The sequence below is a fragment of the Paenibacillus sp. FSL M7-0134 genome, assembly GCF_038007865.1.
Lineage (GTDB): Bacteria > Bacillota > Bacilli > Paenibacillales > Paenibacillaceae > Paenibacillus > Paenibacillus polymyxa_B.
Genome location: NZ_JBBOXV010000001.1, coordinates 220895 through 241621, shown reverse-complemented (window position 1 = coordinate 241621; position 20727 = coordinate 220895). Strand labels below are relative to the sequence as shown.

Genomic DNA, 20727 nt, shown 5'->3' with positions numbered 1-20727 from the left:
TGTCTAACAACTTCAAAAAACGTTCTAGAAGGTATGAAGGAGATTATTCAGTCTTTTGCTGACCCGAACACATAGCTGAAAAAATTGTTAAAGAAACGTGTGTGAAATACAATGCAAATGGAGGAAACAACTATAATGATTGTATTACAGTTTTGCCTATCATTATTATGGCAATAGCATTATACATTCATGAAGGACATCCTCAATTATCATATGCTTTAGGTACTTTTGGTCTAACGCTTGTACCGTTGTATGCGGTAGAACATATCCGGATGACCGGCCAGAACCCGTTAATACTTGATGGTTGTTGGTCATTAAATATACGGAGGAATGTACGCACATAGAAGCTGTCGTTGGTGCATCTTGGTTCACTCCCCATCCGTTAAAAATTTAGTCCAGAGCAATATCCTGACTCTCTCTCTTGGATATACTTTTTAATTGGAAGCAACCTTAGCACGGTGCAATACCGAACTGAGGTTGCTTCAGTTAACTAAGACATACTGCCGCTTACTTCAGATAGGTTCCCGTTTCTCCAATTCCACCGCTGCCATTCAATACATATACCCTTGCGTTTCCTTTGCCGGAGCATGTCAGGGTAATCTTGCCATCAGTAACGGTTTTGGAATTACCAGTCACCGCATCCACATAGGTTCCGTTCGGAATTCCGGTAAATGTGGCGTTTCCTGAAATCGTGACCAATGCAAAGCTGTCAATGCCTTTGGCGCTGTCGGTATATCTTCTCTTAAACGCCAGATTGCCCGTTACATTCTCTGTGGAATACTGTCCTTTTTGCAAGGCGGGAACAGCTCTTCTGATTAAATTAAGCTGTCTGATATGTTTGGCCAGAGGATGGTTGAGCGATTCCGCAAGCGTGCCGGTAGCATTTGTGTATTTGCCGTAATCTTGTACTGTAACATTGCCTTCCATGTGATCGCCGAAATATGCCCGTCCCGTTTTGCTTAGCGGTGCGTTTGGACCCGGATCAATGACAGCCCCCTTTTGGAATTCGATTTCGGAACCATAGAAGATAGCGGGTATTCCGCGGAAGGTGAACATCAGATCGAGATTCTCGGCCCAAGTGTCCTGTGTGCCCGCAAATCTTTGATTTTCCGGAGCCTGGTCGGGCGCATAGTCATGCGAGTCGATATAGGTTACATTCCAGGTAGCATCATTATAGTATTGATCACCACTTCTCATATTGAATGCTTCTTGCGCGGTCTTGAATGCCCAATGCATCGGAAAATCAATCACATCCATGCCCGATTTCATTGAATAGTCAGGCGTATGATAGGTATTTCCGTTTAAGAGAGCATTGTTCGAGGTTGGCTGTCCTGCTGTAGTAGAGTTGTCCGCCCACTCTTGTTCAACCGACACTTTATTGGAGGCGTAATCATTCTTTCCATCGCCCGGATACGATTTCGAGCTTTTCCAAGTATAGAATGGCGTCGAGATCGCCGGAATTCCACTGTTCCAGACATCTCTGTAACGGGTGGCTACTTCTCCAAAAATATAGAAATCCGAGCCGCCTCTTGTCTTCCAGGCAGGAATATAGTATTTATTGAAAATATACCGGCTCACATGCTTCACCGTATCGACACGGAAAGCGTCAACACCCATGTCTATATAGTGATTGTAGGTATCAATTAAATATTCGTTAACTGCAGGGTTTTCCGTGTTCAAATCCACGCAATCTCCCGCTATCTGACCAGTTTGGACAGTATAGGATTCCCAGGAGAGGCTTTTCTCTGTATGGTAAATGTTATTGTTCGTTTCCGCGTTCTTCATTAAAGTGAGCCTTGCCTGATACTGCTGATCGGGTGTCATAGAATCATAGTTTGACGGCAGCTTATCCGTAGTTTTCACCAAGTTGTTAGCCGTATCCGGTTTAGCCGGATCTTTCTTGAACATGGGGTACAGATTCTCTTCACCGAAATTACCGGTATGATTGACAACGATGTCTTGAATAACCTTCAGCCCTTTGGCATGGGCCGCATTGATCAAATCCTGGTAAGAAGCTCCCGCCGATTCATATCTTGGGTCTACTTTGGCGAAATTTATTGCATGGTAACCATGATAATCATAACCGCTGGCATTCTGCACAACAGGTGTAATCCAGACGGCGCTGAATCCGAGGGCTTTGATATAATCGAGCTTTTGAATCAGCCCCTTAAAGTCCCCTCTCCAAGCTGGGTCCGAATCCGGATTACGCGCCTTGGCATCATCCCATGCGTGCATGTTGTTGCTCGGATCACCGTCATAGAACCGGGAAGTAATCACGAAGTAAATAGTATCTTCCCGAAAATCACCTTTATTTCCAATATTATAAACAAAGCTTTGTTTGGTTTGATTGCCAGCGCCGTCTATAACGAGAAATTTTAATGTCGTGGTCTTGGAAATAAGGATGGACGGTCCGGTCAATCCGGCCATAGCGTTGCCCAGGATATATACTTTCGAGCTTATGGTTGGTTCCGTACCATCGTCCGTGTAGTATGCCTTGGTCGTTGCCGCCTTGTTATCATTTAGGTTGAAGGATACAGTCACAGAGGAATCGGAATGTCTGGTAGGCAAATTCGCTGTGATTGTCGGAGCTTGCAGATCTGAATTCAGGTCAATCATATAAGCGAAAGAGGATGCATTTCCAGTTTGACCGATTGAGTTGACACCGAAGGCCTTAATGGTCAAAGAGGAAGCAACTTGGATTGGAGAGGTATACAAGGTCGAGGATGTCGTAGGTGTCGAGCCGTCTATCGTATAGTAAATCTTATCGTCACTGTTGGTGCTGGAAAGCGTCACCGATTGGGACGAATCATATGTTTTGGGTACAGGGGAGGCGGAAATCGCCGGAATTTTAGGCATTTCCGGGCTGGTATCATACCATGTGTTATCTGTGTAATACCAGCCCTCTTTCACACTGCGGGACAAGTCGGCCGTCTGTTTGCCGCTACCGTCATTAAAGATGAGACTTGAGCCTGTGGCCTCGGCAATGGTGTAGCTGTACCAGTCGTTTCCATCCGACTTCATCAGGATTCCCGGCCACGCTCCGCTTATCGGAACGGTTGTCGGATTCAGATTCCAGTAATGGATTCGAATCGCTGAATTCCAGCTTGAAGGTTTCTTAAAGTGAACCGTTAACCCAGTTTGAGTTGATTTAGGTATTGTGGTAGGTGCATACGTTGCGGTAACGATAGACGTGATCGAAGCGGTTGTAGAGGGAAGGGTAGTCGCTGTGGAATTCGTGTAGGTGGCTGTATAATCGGTGCTACTGGCCGAAGCTACGCCGGGTAAACCGAAGAAGTTGAAGCAAAGCGACAAAATAATCAACCAAGAAATAAAACTCCCAGTTTTTTTTCCTAGCAAGTTAACAACCTCCTGATAATATTTAGTGGAATAGATAATGCAACCGGTTGCATTAAAAATAAAAAAAAAAGAAGACATTTATTTTGATAAAATGGATTCTTTGATCGCCTCCTCCGTGGTATATATGGAAAATAATCATTGTACGCGCTTACAAAAGAAATTATGAGAAAAGCCCATTCACGCATGGCTCTATACCAATGATTTTTTCCTTTTATGATTATATCATCCATACTTTTACTGGTCAATGAATTGCTAGGAACATATTTCAAACCTAAGCTAGCCTGTTCATAATTGAAGCCAACGTCCAAAAAGCCTTGAAAGGCACATGTTAATGTATCAAAGCGAGTCGCTAAGCAGATGTCAATAAGCAGTATATGGTCAGGAAAGAAAATAGAAAACGCGAGCGTGAGTATCCTAAGGTGGAATGGACAGCAATATAAGCTTGAACTTGAAGCTGAACCGGGGATGATTCCTTCAAACGTAATACTTGTTGTCTGACTTCCCTTCATTAAAGTTGGTTCCTGAGTTATAAACCGATTGGAGTTACATGACCCCTTTCCTGTATTGGTATCTTTAAAGTAATTGAAGCAGGAAAATGCTAACCATCCGCAAACATATGGGTTAAACAGGGGATTTATTAAATACCTGATTATATTCAGCTGCGCATCGGTGATCGCCAGCTTTGAATAGATTTCCAGCGATTTTATTCATGGCCGAATGCATCATCAAAAAAAACAGCCACTACAGGGCTGCTTTTGGTACTATGGGCTAATTGCTCGTGTATTTTACCCAATCATATTCAGCGTATAGCGGATTCGCTCCATTATACGAACCTAGCCAGTCGTCAACGCCAGTGCCATTCCATAAATTCATCATAATCTTGCCTGGCGTGCTTGGTATGTTTGTAGTTGCCGTATGCTTTAGAACCCCGTCAACATACCACTTAATGTACCCTGGCTGCCAATCAAAAGCATAGGTGTGAAAGCCTTTTGATGCATCGAAGCCCAGATCTACAATCTTCTCGTGACCACCGACCCCGTTTGTATAATAGTTGAATTGCACTTTTGTCGTGTCTTTGCCTAAAAATTCAATATCTATTTCATCCCATTGCGTGCCATCAGTAGGTCCCGTATACGTAAAAAAGGAAGATACGATCCCTATATTTTTAGCCGGCTTCATGCTGACCTCGTATAAGCCGTATCTGTAAGTGTTCGTCGATCGATACTCTCCGCAGTCAAATTTATTGTACGCAGAACTTGTTAAGCCAAGCTTCATTTTGCCATCGTTCGTAAAATTGACATTATTGGCACGCCAAGTGCAATTAAACATGTTCCCATTGGAATATCCATCCGCTTTTTGCCATGCACCAGAATTGAAACCATTAAGTGGTTCCCAAAAAACATTCCCCGCATAAACGCTTACCGAAAAAAACAGAGAGACAATTCCAGTTGCCAGTAAAGTAAACCAAGATTTCTTCTTCATTTTACACCTCCATAAAAGATTGACCAAACATGAAAGAAACGGCTGGCAATGATACATTATTTCAAGTATTGACCGGCTTACCGAAAAAAATATAAAACGCTTCCATATTTGGTATCTTCATTGTAGCTTGAAATTGAGGCGTAGACTATAGCAAACTTAACGCTTGAAACATAATTTAAAAAAACCTAAATTTTATCAAGTTGTGGTTTAAAAATGCACCGCTGGGCCGCTACGCTACTCACCCCGATAACCAGAGCCTTTACGTCCGGCGGGGAAGTTGAATCCAAGAAGGATGGTTAAAGAAAAGATAGCAAGACCTTTTTAAGGTGGCCTTGCTATCATTATGGTTTAGAGCAATTGTGACCTTTAATTTTGGATTTGCAAAGTTCAGTCACCTAACATTTACGGCCATTTTGAGGCCTTCCGTTATGTAAGGTTGTTGAAATGATGAGGAGAGAGTATAGTTTGTATGTATTTATTTTGTGCGGGAAGAGGTTAATATGGCGACAATTCATGATGTAGCATTAAAAGCGGGCGTGTCAGTCACTACAGTATCCCGTGTAATGAATAACCGAGGATATATCAGCGAAACTACACGCAAAAAAGTGTTTGACGCAATGGAGGAGCTTAATTATCAACCGAATGAAATAGCACGATCTCTGCTACGTAAGCAGTCCAATATTATTGGCCTTATTATTCCCAATGTCTCGCATCCTTTCTTCGGTGAGCTTGCCAATCAGGTCGAGTATTATGCCTATCAGCATGACTGCAAGGTCCTGCTGTGCAATTCACATATGGATCCCGTGAAGGAAAAAGTATATATCGATATGTTGAAGCGGAACCGGGTGGATGGCATCATTATGGGTAGCCATACATTAGAAGTAGAAGAGTACCGACATTTGAATTCACCGATCGTGACGTTTGATAGGCAGATCGACCCGTATATTCCTTACATATCCTCGGATAATTATCGCGGAGGCGAGCTGGCTACGGAGCTGCTCATTCGCAAAGGCTGCCAGAAAATTGCGCATATCTGCGGAAATCTGGAGCTGAACATGCTGTCCAATGAGCGGACCAAAGCATTCCGGGATGTCGTGGGCAGGAATGGTGTCGAGCATGTGATCGTTCAAACAGACTTGAATGTGTTCGATCAGAAGGAGTACGAGCGAATCATTTCAAAACTCGTTCATGAACATCCCGATGTGGATGGAGTGTTCGCAACAAGTGATATTATTGCCGCTTTTGCGCTGAAAGAATATATTCGCGCTGGAAGGCATGTGCCAGAGAATGTGCGCATTGTAGGCTTCGATGATGTAAGCGTTGCTTCCTGGCTGACGCCGGAACTTACATCGGTAAGACAGCCGATTGCAGACATCGGCAGACTGGCGGTCGAGCTGATCCGCAGGCAGGCGGAAGGGGAGCAGGTACAACCTGTCAATCTGCTGCCTGTTGAACTAATTGAGCGTGCAACGACCTGAATGAAAATCTGTTCCTCTAACAAGGGGAACAGATTTTTTTTAGTACATGTTAAAAATTCAACATGTCAAACGATTGACACAAGTTAAACCTTTGACATATAATCCGTTTGTAAGCGTTTTATTTAAGTGTTCAGAGCCATTATATAAATAAGGGGATGACAACAATGAGGAAATTCAAAAGAGTTCAATGGATGGTAATGCTGCTTCTTTTGGTTATGGTGGTGTCTGCATGCAGTGGCTCCGGAGGAGAAGGTAATTCGGCTTCTGGAGGGGGATCAGGGGATTCAAAAAATGTGAAAATTACGCTTTTGAACTCCAAAGGCGAAATCCTTCCACAGCTGGAGGAAGCCGCTAAGGCGTTCCAGAAAGACAATCCGGGCATTACTGTTGAAATCCAGCCGGTTCCGACTGGTGGTTCTCCTTTTGAGCGTGCCTCCGCATTGTATGCATCAGGAAACCCGCCGACCATGATCATGCTAGATACAGGTGATGTTGAGAAATTCAAGGACCGTATCCTCGATCTAAGTGGGGAAAAGTGGAATGCGGACACTGTTGAAAACGCTACCACTGCTACGACATTTGATGGTAAAAATTACGCGTTTCCACTGGCTGTTGAAGGCTACGGATTCATTTACAACAAAGCCGTTGTAGATAAAGCGGTAGGCGGAAGCTTTGATCCCACCACAATTAAAACCCGAAATGACCTTGAAAAACTGTTTCAGCAAATCGAGACATCCGGAAAGAAAGCACTGGTGATTTCATCAATGGACTGGTCCCTGGGCGCTCATTATTTGCCTCTTGCTTATGCAGGCCAGAACAAAGACATGGCTGAAGTGGACAAATTCATGGCGTCACTAAAAGCGGGCCAGGCGGACTTGGCTAATAATCCTGTATTTAACGGACTTATGGATACATTCGACGTCATGATGAAATACAATATCGATCAGGCTTCTCCGCTAGCAGGAACTTATGAACGCGGACCGGAACTGCTCGGCAAAGGTGAAGTTGGCATTTGGTTCATGGGCAACTGGGCATGGCCGCAAATCAACAGTTTTGATACCGCTAACAAAGAATATGGTTTTCTGCCTGTACCAATCAGCAACAATGCCGATGACTACGGCAATCAGGAGATTTCGTCTGCTGTATCCAAGCGCATTGTTATTGACAAGGAGAAGGCTACTCCAGAACAGCAAGAGGCGGCGAAGAAGTTCCTGAACTGGATCGTCTATGAAGCGAAAGGCCAGGATTTCCTCGTGAACCAAGCAAACATTATCCCGGCGTTCAAAAATATTACACTGCCTGCGGCCGATCCGCTTGGCAAGTCCATCCAGGATTATATCGCAAAAGGCAAGTCAGAGCAGTCGATGAGCATGCTGCCTGCCGACCACTGGTCCAAGACAGGATCTTCCATGCAAAAGTATCTGGCGAAACAGGGTGATCGCGCAACACTGGTTAAAGAAATCGAAAACTACTGGAAGACCGCAAAATAAGGTTGTTTTCAAATTACCCGGAATAGAGAGAGAAATCAGGGACAAAGAGAGGGATCATCATGATTGCGGAAAAAGGAGTATGGAATCGGCTGCGGACGCGGCTGCTGTTTACCGGACCAACCTTGTTTGCCTTCATAACAGTAATGATCATTCCATTTTTGTACGGCATCTATCTGACGTTCACAAACTGGGATGGTATTTCCACCACACTATCGCTGGTTGGCATCCAAAACTATCTGGCTGTTTTTAGAGATATTGAGTTTTGGAAATCGTTCGGCTTGACGCTTAAGTATGTGTTTTATACCGTTGTTCTTATCAATGTGATCGCTTTTATGCTGGCTTATGTGCTGACAAAAGGGTTAAAAGGACAGAGTATTTTCCGGGCGGGATTTTTCCTGCCCAACCTTGTCGGCGGCATTGTACTCGGTTTTATATGGCAGTTTATATTCAACAACGTGCTTGTCTATTTGGGACAACATGCCAGCATACAGTCGCTCAGCACGACTTGGCTGGCTGATCCCGACAAAGCGTTCTGGGCACTCGTGATTGTAACCGTGTGGCAGAACGCGGGTTACATGATGGTCATTTACATCGCGGGATTGACGGGTGTGCCGAATGATATTATGGAGGCCGCAAGCATTGATGGGGCGAACAGCTGGACCAGATTGCGGAAAATGGTGCTGCCCTTGATGGTTCCTTCTTTCATCGTATGTATATTTTTGTCCCTGCAGCGCGGTTTTATGGTCTATGACGTGAACCTTGCGCTCACGAAAGGTGGGCCGTTCAGCAGTACTCAAATGGTGTCGATGCATGTGTATGAAAAGGCATTCCTTTCCCGTGATTATGGTGTGGGGCAGGCAGAAGCATTCGTGTTGTTCCTGATGGTTGCTCTCATCACTCTGCTTCAGGTTTATTTTAGCAAGAAGTTGGAGGTGGAGGCGTAATGACAAGAAAAAGAGTTGCTTCCTCCGTGATCAAATTCATTGTGTTGACAGTCATACTCATATTGTTCATCGTACCGTTCGTCTTTCTGCTGATCAATTCGTTCAAGGAAAACATGGCCATCACCTCAAATCCGTTATCGCTTCCAGACAGCTTCAGTATGGTCAATTATATGAATGCATTCGATAAAATGAATTACATCGCTGCCTTCACCAACTCATTGGTCATAACGGTGTTAAGTGTTCTGTTTATCTCACTGTTCGCGGCGATGACGGCCCATTATTTTGTCAGAAACAACACCAAGTTCAACCAATATACATTTATGTTGATGGTTGCATCCATGATCATTCCATTCCAGGCTATCATGATTCCATTGGTGAAAATCTACGGGTCTCTTGATCTGCTGAACAGTAAGTGGTCGCTGATTTACATGTATATCGGTTTTGGCAGCTCGCTGGCCGTCTTCATTTATCATGGTTTTGTAAAGAGTATTCCAAAGGAACTGGAGGAAGCGGCGCTAATTGACGGATGCACGCGGTTTCAGACATTCTTCCGGATCGTGTTTCCGGTACTGATGCCCACGACGGCCACCATTTCCATTCTCAATGTGCTGTGGATCTGGAATGATTTTCTGCTGCCTTCCCTCATTCTGGTCGATCCGGAGCAAAGGACACTTCCATTGTCCACGTACAACTTTTATGGAACCTATACAGTGGATTATGGTCCATTGATGGCAAGTTTGGTACTGACGATATTTCCGATCATTATCATCTATCTGTTCGCCCAGAAGTATATTATTCAGGGTGTTATGCAAGGTTCGATTAAATAACTGCAGGGGAAGGATGCTTTATCAAACAGACTAAAGCGTATACGAGAGAGCGTGCAGATCAATTTATTTCCCAATCGAAGCATATGCTTCGGCCGGATTATCGCCTGAACTACCACTTAATGGCTGAATTCGGCTGGATGAACGATCCGAACGGCTTCATTCAATATAACGGGCAGTATCACTTGTTCTATCAGCATTACCCGTATAAATCAGTATGGGGACCGATGCACTGGGGACATGCAGTCAGCCGCGATCTTATGAAGTGGGATTATCTGCCGATCGCTTTGGCACCGGACGGTGAGTTCGACCAGGATGGCTGCTTCTCCGGCAGTGCGATTGAGCAGAACGGGAAGCTTGTCCTGATGTATACCGGACATGTTGTAACCGGGCCTGACAAAGATCAGGATTACAAGCAGTCGCAGGGAATCGCAGTATCAGAAGACGGAGTAACGTTCGAAAAGTGGGAGGGCAACCCGGTCATCGGTTATGACGCCATACCGGACACGATCAGCCGTAAAGACTTCCGTGACCCTAAGGTGTTCAGACACGAAGGTCAATATTACGCCGTTCTCGGTTCTAATGATGCGAAAGGGAACGGACTTGTACTGCTTTACCGTTCTGAAGACCTGAAAAGCTGGACGTATGTCAATGTACTAGCCGTGAGTGACGGACGCTTCGGCGATAATTGGGAGTGCCCGGATCTGTTCCCGCTCGGTGGTCGGCACGTATTTATGCTGTCCCCGCAGCGCATGCCTGCACAGGGGGAGGCTTACCGCAATCTGCATTCCACCATGTACGGTATAGGTGATTTCAATTCCGCTGCCGGAACATTTACGGCAGAGCGGTATGCTCAGGTGGATCACGGATTCGATTTCTATGCCCCACAGTCAACCTTGGATGATAAAGGGCGGCGTATCGTCATCGGATGGATGGATATGTGGGAGTCGGAGATGCCGACCCAGCAGGGGCACCATTGGGCTGGTGCGATGAGTCTTCCGCGGGAAGTGGTTATCGACGGCGCCAGGCTGCTGTTCCGTCCGCTTGAAGAGGTAAAGAATTACCGATGCAATCTGTTCGAGCAGCGGGATATCTTACTGACAGGTGAGCAGATTATGGACGCGCGTGGAGATAGCTACGAACTGAAGGTCGTATTTGAGTTCGAAGCCAGTAACACCAATGAATTCGGTTTAAAACTGCGGGTGGGTAGCGAAGAGGAGACTGTACTGTCGTATCGTCCCGATGACGGTCTGTTCCGTTTCAACCGTGAACGTGCTGGTATAGGCCCAGGAGGAGAGAGAAAAGTGCCTTTGGACTTACACGAGGGCCGTCTGGAGCTTCGGGTTTTTGTCGATAAAAGCTCGGTGGAAATATTCATCGGCGACGGTGAATACGTCCTCACAGGAAGAGTGTATCCGGGAGTGGAATCTACGGGCATTCGAGCGTTCGCGAGCGGAAAGTGTACGATTGCTTCGTTTCAGAAGTGGGATATATCCACATAGGAAATGCATGACAAACAGGAACCCGACCATTGATGGTCAGGGCTCCTGTTTTTTGTAGAATTGTAATCGTGTGATTTACACAAGCTTATTTTGAAGATAGGCATCAATTTTTGCGAGGGCTTCTTCTGTACCGCCAGATTGCTGGAAGCTATCGTTTATTTTTTGTACGCCCTCTTTATACGCCGCGTTCGACATTACCTCATCTACGGCACCTCTTAACGATTGGACATTGATTTGGTCTTTGGTTATTCGATAGCCAGCCTGAAGTTCTGTTAACCGCTGCGCGACCATGGGCTGATCCTTGTCCTGAGGCAGTACAACCAAGGGTACATTAAAGTGAATCCCTTCATTCACACTGTTCATTCCACCATGAGTAATAAATACATCTGAATGACGTAGTACCTCCAATTGGGGAACATAGGGCGAGATGATAAAGTGCTCTGGGGCTGGATTGATTTTCGTAAAGTCAGCTTTCTCGCCAGCTGCAATCACGACGATACCTTCAAAATCGGAAAAAGCTTCAATACAGGTGTTGAAAAAGTCCTCAACATGATCCAAAACCGTTCCCATCGAAATATACAGAACTTTTTTATCTTGTAGTGCGTCCAAAGGAAATGAATTTTCCCCTTTGCGTTCTGGGAAGCTGGGACCAATAAAGAGATTCTCTTCACCAAAGCTGTCAGCGTCTGGTTGGAAATATCGGCTGGTGTATACAACGTTTAGAGCCCCTGTATTGTTCATAAATTGAACCATATCTTTGGGAGCAACACCGAATCTTTCTTTCATGAGATGTAGTGAGGTCGTGGCCTGTTCATCAAGTTGAAATGGCTCTTTTCCATTAGAGCGAAAGAGATTGGTAGCCATCCGATTCTTTGAAATCAGAAAAGATGGGGATGAAGCAATACCAGGGATTTTCAAATAGTCTCTAACTAACTCGCCAGCTCCGAATCTATCATAGAATACAAAGTCAAAATCAGTGCTTTCAGACAGTTGCTTAGTGATTGCTAATATGTCCATCGAAGTCTGAATATGAATATTCATAAATGCACTCAACCCAGCCGGAGTACTGGAATCAATAGAAGCAGTCCTGATCAGATCGGTATGCAGGTGAACCGTTGCTCCAACGGCTTCGAGTCTGTCCTTGTATTTCTCAGTTGTAATGTAATGTACTTGGTCCCCTCGTGCTGCAAAGGCTTGCGTCATCCCGATCGTAGGGTTTACATGTCCTTCTGCCGGAAAGTTAACCATTAATATGTTTAACATTCATCATTACTCCTTTTCTCTACAATTAAGATCGCAGTTTTCACTGAATCTCTCAATCCATAATAACAATAATATTTATTTTTTCAAATGATATCCTTTCAAGGTCGTGAAACACATGTTGGCATGAAATGTGTATAACAAATATTTAACTCGTGCATAGTAAAGGCGAACTCTACTTAGCAAGGGAGGTTTTTTCTAAGTGAATGTTCAAAGAGCGCAAGAAATAGCGTCCTCTTCCATAATGGCGAATGTGTTGTGTGATGGGTTACCCATTTATATTCAGCATGTGAACGAGCAGAGTGAGACGGCACGCATTTATGCGCTGAACCATCCAGAAGAGGAACGGGAAGTACCTTTGTACACGTTAACGGAAAGAGATCAGGTACTGGAATAAGAAAGGAGCGATATGAAAAATGAAACCAAATCAACAGAAAGTAGTCGAGGCAGACCGTTTGAATTTTCGTGACCAGACGGATGATGTGGTTAGAGAAGTGCCGGCCACGACGGATGCCAGCGAAGCAGTTGCAGCAATGACCTCACATATCAATAAATACGATGTACCGGATGAGTTGGAGGAGAAATAGAGAATGACCGAGCGCGCACAGGATAACCTGTTGCGTGCTTTTTATATGATGCATAAGGATAACCAAAGATTTAGCAGCTCTGTAAGGGGCTGCTTCTTTTTATTGTTTCGAAAGCATCATAAATATTTTTAAAAAAGTATTGCATATAGGTTTACTAGGTATTATGATAACAACAGATTTATATTTTTTTGTTTTTTACAATGGTATAAGGTTTAGACCTTAAAGATTTATGATCGGAGTGTTCATATGTTAATCCAAACTCCTCTGCGCTTTGAAAAAGTATCAGCTAAAAAAGTGAGTGATTTTATTAGAGAGCAGTTGGAAGAGGCTATTATTTTAAAGGAATTGCTTAGCGAGGAGCAACTACCGACAGAACGGGAACTCGCAGAAATATTTAATGCCAGTAGAATTACAGTTCGTGAGGCGTTATCTCAATTGGAATCCAAGGGACTCATTGAAAAGAGAGTAGGTGCCAAGGGAGGGACCTTTGTTCTTCCAGTGACAGCAAACTCTCATAAACGTACCCGGGAAGAAATTGCAAAAGATTGGGAGCACATGCTGAAGGTCTTTGAATATCGGATGATTGTGGAGCCAGAGGGTGCTTTTTTAGCGGCTGCGCGGATCACCACGGATGAACTGGACCTGCTTCAGCATTACCTGGAACAGAGTATTGAAGCGGACTGTACCCGAGAATGGTTTCGGGCCTTGGATGTTAAATTCCATCTGGCCATTGCCAAAGCATCTGGCAATCCATTTTGTGAAGATGCGGTTAGGCAGATTCGTACCAAGATTAACCCGGCACTTGATCTCATGCCCTATGATGATCAGATTCGGACGGTGAATTACGACGTCCATACAGAAATTTTGAGTGCACTTCGGGCACGAGATGCTGAGAAGTCGCGGGAAATGATGAAGCATCATATCGGACATTCCGCAGATGCCATTTATGCAAGAGTGGTTGCAAAAGGCTAACGATATCATACAGAAAAAGAATGCGATTCGAGTGGGGAGGGTGAAAACATGAACATACACGAGCTTTTGGCTTTATCTAGACCACTTCAAGAGCAATTGATCACATGGCGAAGGGATTTTCATCGCCATCCTGAAACGGGTTATGAAGAGATTCGAACATCGGGCATTGTAGCCGAGCACTTGCGTAGTCTCGGGTTGGAGGTGACAACCCAGGTAGGGAAAACCGGGGTTGTGGCTCTGTTACGGGGAAAAAGCCCAGGGCCTACCATCGGTCTAAGGGCAGATATGGATGCATTACCGATTCAGGATCAAAAAACGGTCCCCTATCGTTCGGAGATCCCAGGTAAGGCCCATTTATGTGGGCATGATGCCCATACAGCCATACTGATGGGAACTGCACAGTTACTTGCTCATTTGGAGCGACCAGAAAGAGGAAATATCAAATTTGTCTTTCAGCCGGCTGAAGAAGGTTTGGCAGGGGCCAAGGCTATGATCGATGACGGTGTATTGGAGAATCCAAAAGTGGATGCGATGGCAGGACTACATATGTTCCCGGGTCTGAAGACAGGAACACTGGGGGTCAGCAAAGGGGTCGCTTTTGCATCGGCAGATAGCTTAACCATTAAGATTCTAGGCAAAGGCGGTCATGCTGCCCGTCCACATGAGGGAATAGACGCCATTGCCGTGTCCGCGCAGGTTATTTCTGCCCTGCAAAACATTCCAAGTCGTATGGTTGATCCCCTTGAAACCATGGTCATTACGATTGGCAAAATTAGTGGCGGGTATATGGGAGCGGCCATTGCACCGGAAGTAGAGATGATCGGTACCGTGCGTACCCTATCTGCGGAACTGCGTAACCGGATGCCTGAGCTGATCGAACAGGTGGTCCGTGGGGTGTGTGAGTCGTTCGGGGCTGGATATGAGCTGAGTTATCAGCAGGGCTACCCGGTTGTGCAGAACGACCCGGATATGGTCGATCTGATGACGGAAACGAGTGAGCAATTGTTTGGCTCCAAGGAGTGGGACTACATCAAACCGTCAACAGGCGGGGAGGATTTCGCTTTTTATTGTGAGCAGGTACCCGGCGTGTTTTTCCGGCTGGGATGTGGGAGAGGTGATGAAGATACTAGCTATCCATTACATCATCCCAGATTTGATTTAGATGAAATGGTACTGCCTTATGGGGTAGCCATGATGTCGGCCACCGCGCTGAATTTTTTGAAGACAACATAAAATTGGGATTAAGACGCTCAAATGCAGCTGTGTGGCAATATACAACCTTAATGGAGTGGAGTGAACAAGATGAATAGACATAAGTGGTTTAGAGGCGGGATTACGTTACTGATTGCTGCGATGATCCTGGCAGGCTGCGGTACCCAATCCACAGGCGATAGTAAAGACAGCGCAACATCGACCGACAGTAAAGTACTGACAATTGCTAATGCTACGGATATTGAAAGTTTTGATCCACATAACAATAACAATACGGCGAGTGAAGCTGTTCTGGTTAACGTATTTGACTACTTATTGAAAAATGATAGTCAGCAAAAGAAAGTACCTGGACTCGCTACTTCCTGGGAAAAGGTAGATGATACCACTTGGCGTTTTCATCTGCGCGAAGGGGTAACCTTCCATAACGGTGATCCATTCACAGCCCAAGATGTGAAGTACACGATAGAAAGAGTGGCAAAGGATAACACACTCAAACAAAATTCCTACTTTAAAAATATCAAAGAAGTGAAAGTGGTAGATGAACATACGGCAGACATCATCACCGATGGACCTGATCCGTTGCTGTTGAATCGTTTATCCAAAATGGGAGCTGGCATCTTACCTTCCAAGTATATTGAGAAAAATGGGATAGAGGCATTCCTTAAGAATCCGATAGGTACAGGCCCTTATAAATTTAGCCAATGGATCAAGGATGACCGGGTGGTACTCGTTAAAAACGATAAGTATTACGAAGGTCAGCCCAAATGGGATCAAGTTGTCTTCCGCTCCATTCCAGAAGCCTCTACGCGTGTATCTGAACTGCTCGCAGGCTCGATTGACATTGCATCTGGTATCCCTTCCACGGATATAGAACGTGTTCAAGGCGAAGAGGGTAAGAAAATCGTCAAGGCTCCGATCCAGCGTGTGCTGCAATTGATTTTACGTCAAAGTCAGGGCAGTGTTACGGCTGACTCCAAAGTGAGAGAAGCGATAGATCTCGCGATTGATAAAAAAGGAATCGTAGACAGCATCGCAGGCGGTGCTGGGATTGTAACCCGTACTTCCGTTACACCAGGCAACTTTGGTGCCGATCCTTCCTTATATGAGAAAACATTATATGATCCGGCTAAAGCTAAGGAACTGCTGAAGCAGGCCGGTTATGCTGGCGCAGGCCCGACATTGACCCTTTCAGTATCCTCAATATACAAAGAGTATGCCGAGGTCGTAGCCGCGATGTTAAATAAAGAAGGATTCAACATTAAATTGGACGTGCTGGAGCCAAGTGCTTTCAGTGAGCGTTACAGTTCCAAATCTTTCAAAGAAATGTTTATGATCGGCATTGGTAATTCTCTATTTGATGCTTCCAACAACTATAATCGCTATCTGGTAGAAGAGGCAAAAGGCGAAACGGATTATAACAATCCGAAGGTAGAGAAGCTGCTGCAGCATGCGCTGACGAATTTGGATACAGCCTCGCGTGAAAAAGAGTATCAGCAAGTGCAACAGATTTTGGCTGAAGATCGTCCAGCCGTATATTTGTTCCAAATGGAAGGGATTTATGGCACCGGTAACGGTGTGAACTTCCAACCGAGAAGCGATGAAATGTTCTATGCAGAGGATATTACACCTGCTAAATAAAGATGAGAAATGAACGGGCGGGGACCTCAATGAAGGTTCCTGCCCGTCCTTTTAAAAAAAGCCTGCTGGTTACGGAGGTGACAGATTGAAAACGTATATCGCTAAATCACTGCTTCAGGTTATCCCTGTACTGTTGATTGTCTCCCTTATTGTATTCATTCTGGTGAGGGTAACCGGGGACCCTGTGGCCCTTATGCTGCCGGAGACCGCTACAGCTGAGGATCGTGCAGTGTTAACGCAGGCGCTGGGGCTAGATCAGCCCTTATATACGCAATACATTAAATTTATTGGCAGTGCCTTACAGGGAGATTTTGGTACCTCGTTTCGCTATGGTGAATCGGCTTTGCCGTTAGTATTGGAACGGCTGCCTGCCAGTTTTGAATTGGCAGTAGCCGCCATGATTTTTGCGGTCATCATTGCTGTGCCGTTGGGCGTCATCTCAGCAGTCAAACGGAATACCTTTACCGATTTAATCATTTCCAGTTTATCCGTAGTCGGCAAGGCCATGCCTAACTTTTGGATGGGGATTATGCTCATCTTATTATTTTCCGTCATGTTAGGGATGCTTCCGGTGTCCGGCCGGGGCGGGATGGATCATTTAATACTCCCGGCCTTTACACTGGGTGTCGGCCTTTCTGCACAGATGACCCGACTCATTCGCTCCAGTATGCTGGACATTTTGAATCAGGACTATATTCGAACAGCCCGAAGTAAAGGGATTCTAGAAATCGTGGTTATCGGAAAACACGCTTTCCGTAATGGATTGATTCCGGTCGTTACAATTATGAGCTTGCAATTTACGAGCTTGATCGGCGGTACACTGATTACAGAGACGGTATTTGCATGGCCGGGTTTGGGACAGTTACTTGTCGTCGCTGTGAATACGCACGACATGGCTATCGTTCAGGCTGCTGTATTTGTGATTGCCTTTATTGTGGTGGTCAGCAATATTTTAACCGATGTCGTTTACCGACTGCTTGATCCAAGGATTAAATACAACTAGAGAGGGGAGGGGGAAGCGTGGCAGGCATTCATGATGTACAAGCCCTTGGTCCAGATCTAAACCTGGATGGCAAAAAGCAGACACAACCGTCCGGTATCGGACGTATATGGAAGCAACTATTACGAAGTAAAACCGGAACGGTCGGCGCAGTAATCTTACTGCTCGTTAGTTTAACGGCATTATGTGCCCCTATGCTGGCCAGTCACAATCCTGCGGAAATTGACCCGCTTAACCGTCTGAAGCCGCCTATGTGGCTGGATGGTGGATTGCCGAAACATTGGCTTGGTACAGATAACCTAGGACGAGATATGTGGAGTCGTATCGTATATGGAGCGAGAGTTTCGCTTATCGTCGGTATTGGTGCAGTTCTGGTCTCAGGCACCATTGGCGCAATCCTCGGCCTCCTCGCCGGGTTTTATGGTAAATGGGTGGATGCCACCATAATGAGAGTTGCCGACGCCTTTTTGGCTATTCCGGCTATTCTACTGATGCTGGTTGTCTTGGCCGTGGTAGGGCCTGGCATGACCACGCTCATTTTCGTCATTGGCGTTACAAATTGGGTTTCTTATACGAGAGTTGTCCGGGGCGAGGTATTGAGTATCAAGGAACGAGACTTTGTTAAAGCAGCCAAGGCGATTGGCTCTAAAAATAGTAGGATTTTGTTGAAGCACATTTTACCAAATGTCCTGTCTTCGTTTATCGTCATTTCCGGTATGAATGTAGCAACGACGATTATTATGGAAGCTTCTCTTAGTTTTCTCGGGTTAGGGATTACACCGCCAGCAGTGTCCTGGGGTGGCATGCTGAGCGATGGGAGGCAGTATATAGCCACGAGCTGGTGGGTGGCAACGTTTCCCGGTCTGGCGATTACCATCACAGTCCTGGGCGTCATTTTTCTCGGTGACTGGCTTCGCGACGTCTTAGATCCCCATATGAAAGCGAAAGAATAACAGAAAGCGGGGGATCGGAAAAGATGACCACGAGATTGCTTGAAGTGAATCATTTGAAAACCTACTTTAAAACGGAGGATGGCATCGTTCCTTCGGTCAACGGTGTCAGCTTCACTGTGAATCCAGGCGAAACAGTAGCTATTGTTGGAGAATCCGGTTCTGGTAAAAGTGTAACCTCCTTGTCTATTATGGGTTTAGTGGCAGCACCAGGTAAAGTCGTGGGCGGGGAGATTCTGCTTGAAGGACGAGACTTGCTCCAATTGTCCAAGGGAGAAATGCGCAAATATCGGGGAAACGAGGTATCCATGATTTTTCAGGAGCCAATGAGTTCGTTGAATCCTGTATTTACGATTGGCAACCAAATCAGTGAGGTCATCCGGCAGCATCAGAAGCTGAGCAAACCCGAAGCACGGCAGAAAAGTATAGAGATGCTGGAAAGGGTAGGTATACCTGGCGCGTCGAAAGTGGTAGGTTATTTCCCACATCAGTTGTCGGGAGGAATGCGTCAGCGGGTGATGATCGCAATGGCCTTGGCCTGCCAGCCAAAACTGCTCATCGCTGATGAGCCGACGACGGCCCTGGATGTAACGATACAGGCTCAAATTTTGAATTTAATCCACAAGCTGAGCAAGGAAGAGAATACAGGCATCATTCTTATTACCCACGATTTAGGTGTCGTCGCGGAAATGGCTGACCGGGTAGTCGTGATGTATGCCGGGGAAGTAGTCGAGGAAGCGGACGTATTTGAATTGTTCGAAAAGCCGGGCCATCCCTATACGATCGGACTGCTAGGATCACTCCCTAAGCTTACGGAACAGAGGGAATGGCTGGATTCGATTCCCGGTACCGTTCCTAATATGATGCAGATGCCGAATGGTTGTCCATTTCATCCCCGCTGTCCTTATGCCCAGGAACAGTGCACAAGGATTCATCCTGAAATACAGGCCAAGAATCCAGGACACTATGTCAGATGTTTGCGGATGGAGGAGGTGTCAGTATGAACGAGACAGCACAGAAAACACCGCTTCTCGAAGTGAATGGGCTTAAGAAATATTTTCCGATGAACAAGGGCTGGTTTTCCAGAAAGAGCGGTTATGTACGGGCGGTTGATGATTTGAGCTTTAAGGTGATGCCAGGAGAAACCTTAGGTATTGTAGGGGAATCGGGGTGTGGCAAATCAACAACAGGACAAATGATTACACAACTGCTAGAACCCACGGCAGGCGAAATTCGTTTTCAAGGGCAAAGCCTGTCTGATTTAACAGACGAAGAAGTCCGCAAAGTCAGACGAGATTTGCAATTTGTATTTCAAGACCCGTATTCCTCTTTAAATCCAAGAATGAAGGTTTTTGATATCGTCGCGGAACCGCTGCAGGTACACGGGATTGCTAGAGGCAAGGAGCTTAAAGCTGAAGTTTTTCGACTGTTGGAAACGGTAGGGTTAGGCGCGCATTTAGCGGATCGGCATCCCCATGAATTCAGTGGCGGGCAGCGTCAACGGATTGGCATAGCGAGAGCACTGGCTATGAAACCGAAGCTCATTGTTTGTGATGAACCTGTATCCGCGCTGGATGTGTCAATTCAGGCTCAGATTTTGAATTTGTTAAAGGAGCTTCAGCAGCAGTTCCAGCTTACCTACATTTTTATTGCCCACGGGTTGCCCTCCGTCAAGCATATTAGCGACCGCATCGCGGTGATGTACTTGGGCAAAATCGTGGAGCTTGCAGATCGTGACGAGTTGTTTGCAAGACCGCAACATCCGTATACAAAAGCATTGCTTGAGGCAGTGCCTGTTCCTGATCCGAGGCTGCGTAAAGAACGGATCACATTGACGGGGGAAATCCCCAATCCTGCCAATCCGCCTTCGGGCTGTACTTTTCACACGCGTTGCCCCTATGCACAAGAGATATGCCGACTACAGAGTCCATTGCTCGAAGAGCATACTCCAGGACATATTGCTGCCTGTCATTTTCCCCTGCATGAGCAGGTGGCTCACGAATAGATGAACTTTTGGAAGTAGGCGTTAAC

General features: G+C 45.7%; 17 protein-coding genes. 14 read left to right on the top strand and 3 right to left on the bottom strand.

The genetic code is table 11. The annotated features are described in order from the left end of the window. Positions 1-507 precede the first annotated feature (507 nt). Together NSQ58_RS01055 and bglS are read right to left on the bottom strand one after the other, a co-directional pair. Entirely contained in the window at positions 508-3357 is a 2850-nt protein-coding gene (locus NSQ58_RS01055) for an alpha-amylase family glycosyl hydrolase (RefSeq protein WP_341056747.1), read from the bottom strand. A 768-nt stretch (positions 3358-4125) separates the two neighbouring features. After that, a complete protein-coding gene (bglS, locus tag NSQ58_RS01050) occupies positions 4126-4839 on the bottom strand; it encodes a beta-glucanase (RefSeq protein WP_028541754.1) in 714 nt (237 codons plus the stop codon). Positions 4840-5339: 500 nt separating this feature from the next. On the opposite strand from bglS, the gene NSQ58_RS01045 reads away from it, so the two are divergent. The 5 genes from NSQ58_RS01045 to NSQ58_RS01025 all read left to right on the top strand — a co-directional run bounded on the left by NSQ58_RS01045 (position 5340) and on the right by NSQ58_RS01025 (position 11077). Next, positions 5340-6317, top strand: a complete 978-nt coding sequence (locus NSQ58_RS01045; protein ID WP_023990435.1) for a LacI family DNA-binding transcriptional regulator — start codon at positions 5340-5342, stop codon at positions 6315-6317. A gap of 164 nt (positions 6318-6481) precedes the next feature. Further along, positions 6482-7807: an ABC transporter substrate-binding protein gene (locus NSQ58_RS01040; protein ID WP_023990434.1), complete on the top strand. Its 1326-nt coding sequence runs from the start codon at positions 6482-6484 to the stop codon at positions 7805-7807. Between the two features lie 59 nt (positions 7808-7866). Continuing rightward, positions 7867-8751, top strand: a complete 885-nt coding sequence (locus NSQ58_RS01035; RefSeq protein ID WP_028541756.1) for a carbohydrate ABC transporter permease — start codon at positions 7867-7869, stop codon at positions 8749-8751. After that, positions 8751-9578, top strand: coding sequence for a carbohydrate ABC transporter permease (locus NSQ58_RS01030; protein WP_075154802.1), 828 nt, complete (start codon positions 8751-8753; stop codon positions 9576-9578). The genes NSQ58_RS01035 and NSQ58_RS01030 overlap by 1 nt, the downstream gene beginning before the upstream one ends. Positions 9579-9661: 83 nt before the next feature. Continuing rightward, on the top strand, positions 9662-11077 hold the full coding sequence (locus tag NSQ58_RS01025) for a glycoside hydrolase family 32 protein (RefSeq protein ID WP_341056745.1): 1416 nt from the start codon (positions 9662-9664) through the stop codon (positions 11075-11077). 75 nt (positions 11078-11152) lie between these two features. Here NSQ58_RS01025 and NSQ58_RS01020 read toward each other — a convergent pair whose 3' ends face one another. Next, positions 11153-12340 (bottom strand): macrolide family glycosyltransferase, encoded by a 1188-nt coding sequence (locus NSQ58_RS01020; protein WP_075154800.1) that lies wholly within the window; start codon positions 12338-12340, stop codon positions 11153-11155. Positions 12341-12539: 199 nt separating this feature from the next. On the opposite strand from NSQ58_RS01020, the gene NSQ58_RS01015 reads away from it, so the two are divergent. The 9 genes from NSQ58_RS01015 (at position 12540) to NSQ58_RS00975 (ending at position 20701) form a co-directional block, all read left to right on the top strand. Then, positions 12540-12734, top strand: coding sequence for an H-type small acid-soluble spore protein (locus tag NSQ58_RS01015; protein ID WP_023990429.1), 195 nt, complete (start codon positions 12540-12542; stop codon positions 12732-12734). Between the two features lie 19 nt (positions 12735-12753). Further along, positions 12754-12924, top strand: a complete 171-nt coding sequence (locus tag NSQ58_RS01010) for a hypothetical protein (RefSeq protein ID WP_007432293.1) — start codon at positions 12754-12756, stop codon at positions 12922-12924. A 246-nt stretch (positions 12925-13170) separates the two neighbouring features. Further along, positions 13171-13896, top strand: a complete 726-nt coding sequence (locus tag NSQ58_RS01005; RefSeq protein ID WP_023990426.1) for a FadR/GntR family transcriptional regulator — start codon at positions 13171-13173, stop codon at positions 13894-13896. A gap of 48 nt (positions 13897-13944) precedes the next feature. Next, the gene (locus NSQ58_RS01000; protein ID WP_341056744.1) at positions 13945-15129 is read left to right on the top strand and encodes a M20 metallopeptidase family protein; all 1185 of its coding nucleotides are present in this window, start codon (positions 13945-13947) and stop codon (positions 15127-15129) included. Positions 15130-15198: 69 nt separating this feature from the next. Then, on the top strand, positions 15199-16746 hold the full coding sequence (locus tag NSQ58_RS00995; protein ID WP_341056743.1) for an ABC transporter substrate-binding protein: 1548 nt from the start codon (positions 15199-15201) through the stop codon (positions 16744-16746). Positions 16747-16831: 85 nt separating this feature from the next. Next, positions 16832-17749 carry an ABC transporter permease gene (locus NSQ58_RS00990; protein ID WP_023990423.1) on the top strand — a complete coding sequence of 306 codons (918 nt, stop codon included), beginning with the start codon at positions 16832-16834 and terminating at the stop codon, positions 17747-17749. 17 nt (positions 17750-17766) lie between these two features. Next, positions 17767-18699, top strand: a complete 933-nt coding sequence (locus NSQ58_RS00985) for an ABC transporter permease (RefSeq protein ID WP_023990422.1) — start codon at positions 17767-17769, stop codon at positions 18697-18699. Positions 18700-18722: 23 nt separating this feature from the next. Beyond that, positions 18723-19700, top strand: a complete 978-nt coding sequence (locus NSQ58_RS00980) for an ABC transporter ATP-binding protein (RefSeq protein WP_341056742.1) — start codon at positions 18723-18725, stop codon at positions 19698-19700. Next, complete coding sequence (locus NSQ58_RS00975) at positions 19697-20701, top strand: ABC transporter ATP-binding protein (protein WP_053326145.1); 1005 nt, start codon at positions 19697-19699, stop codon at positions 20699-20701. Before NSQ58_RS00980 ends, NSQ58_RS00975 begins: the two co-directional genes overlap by 4 nt. Positions 20702-20727: the final 26 nt, after the last annotated feature.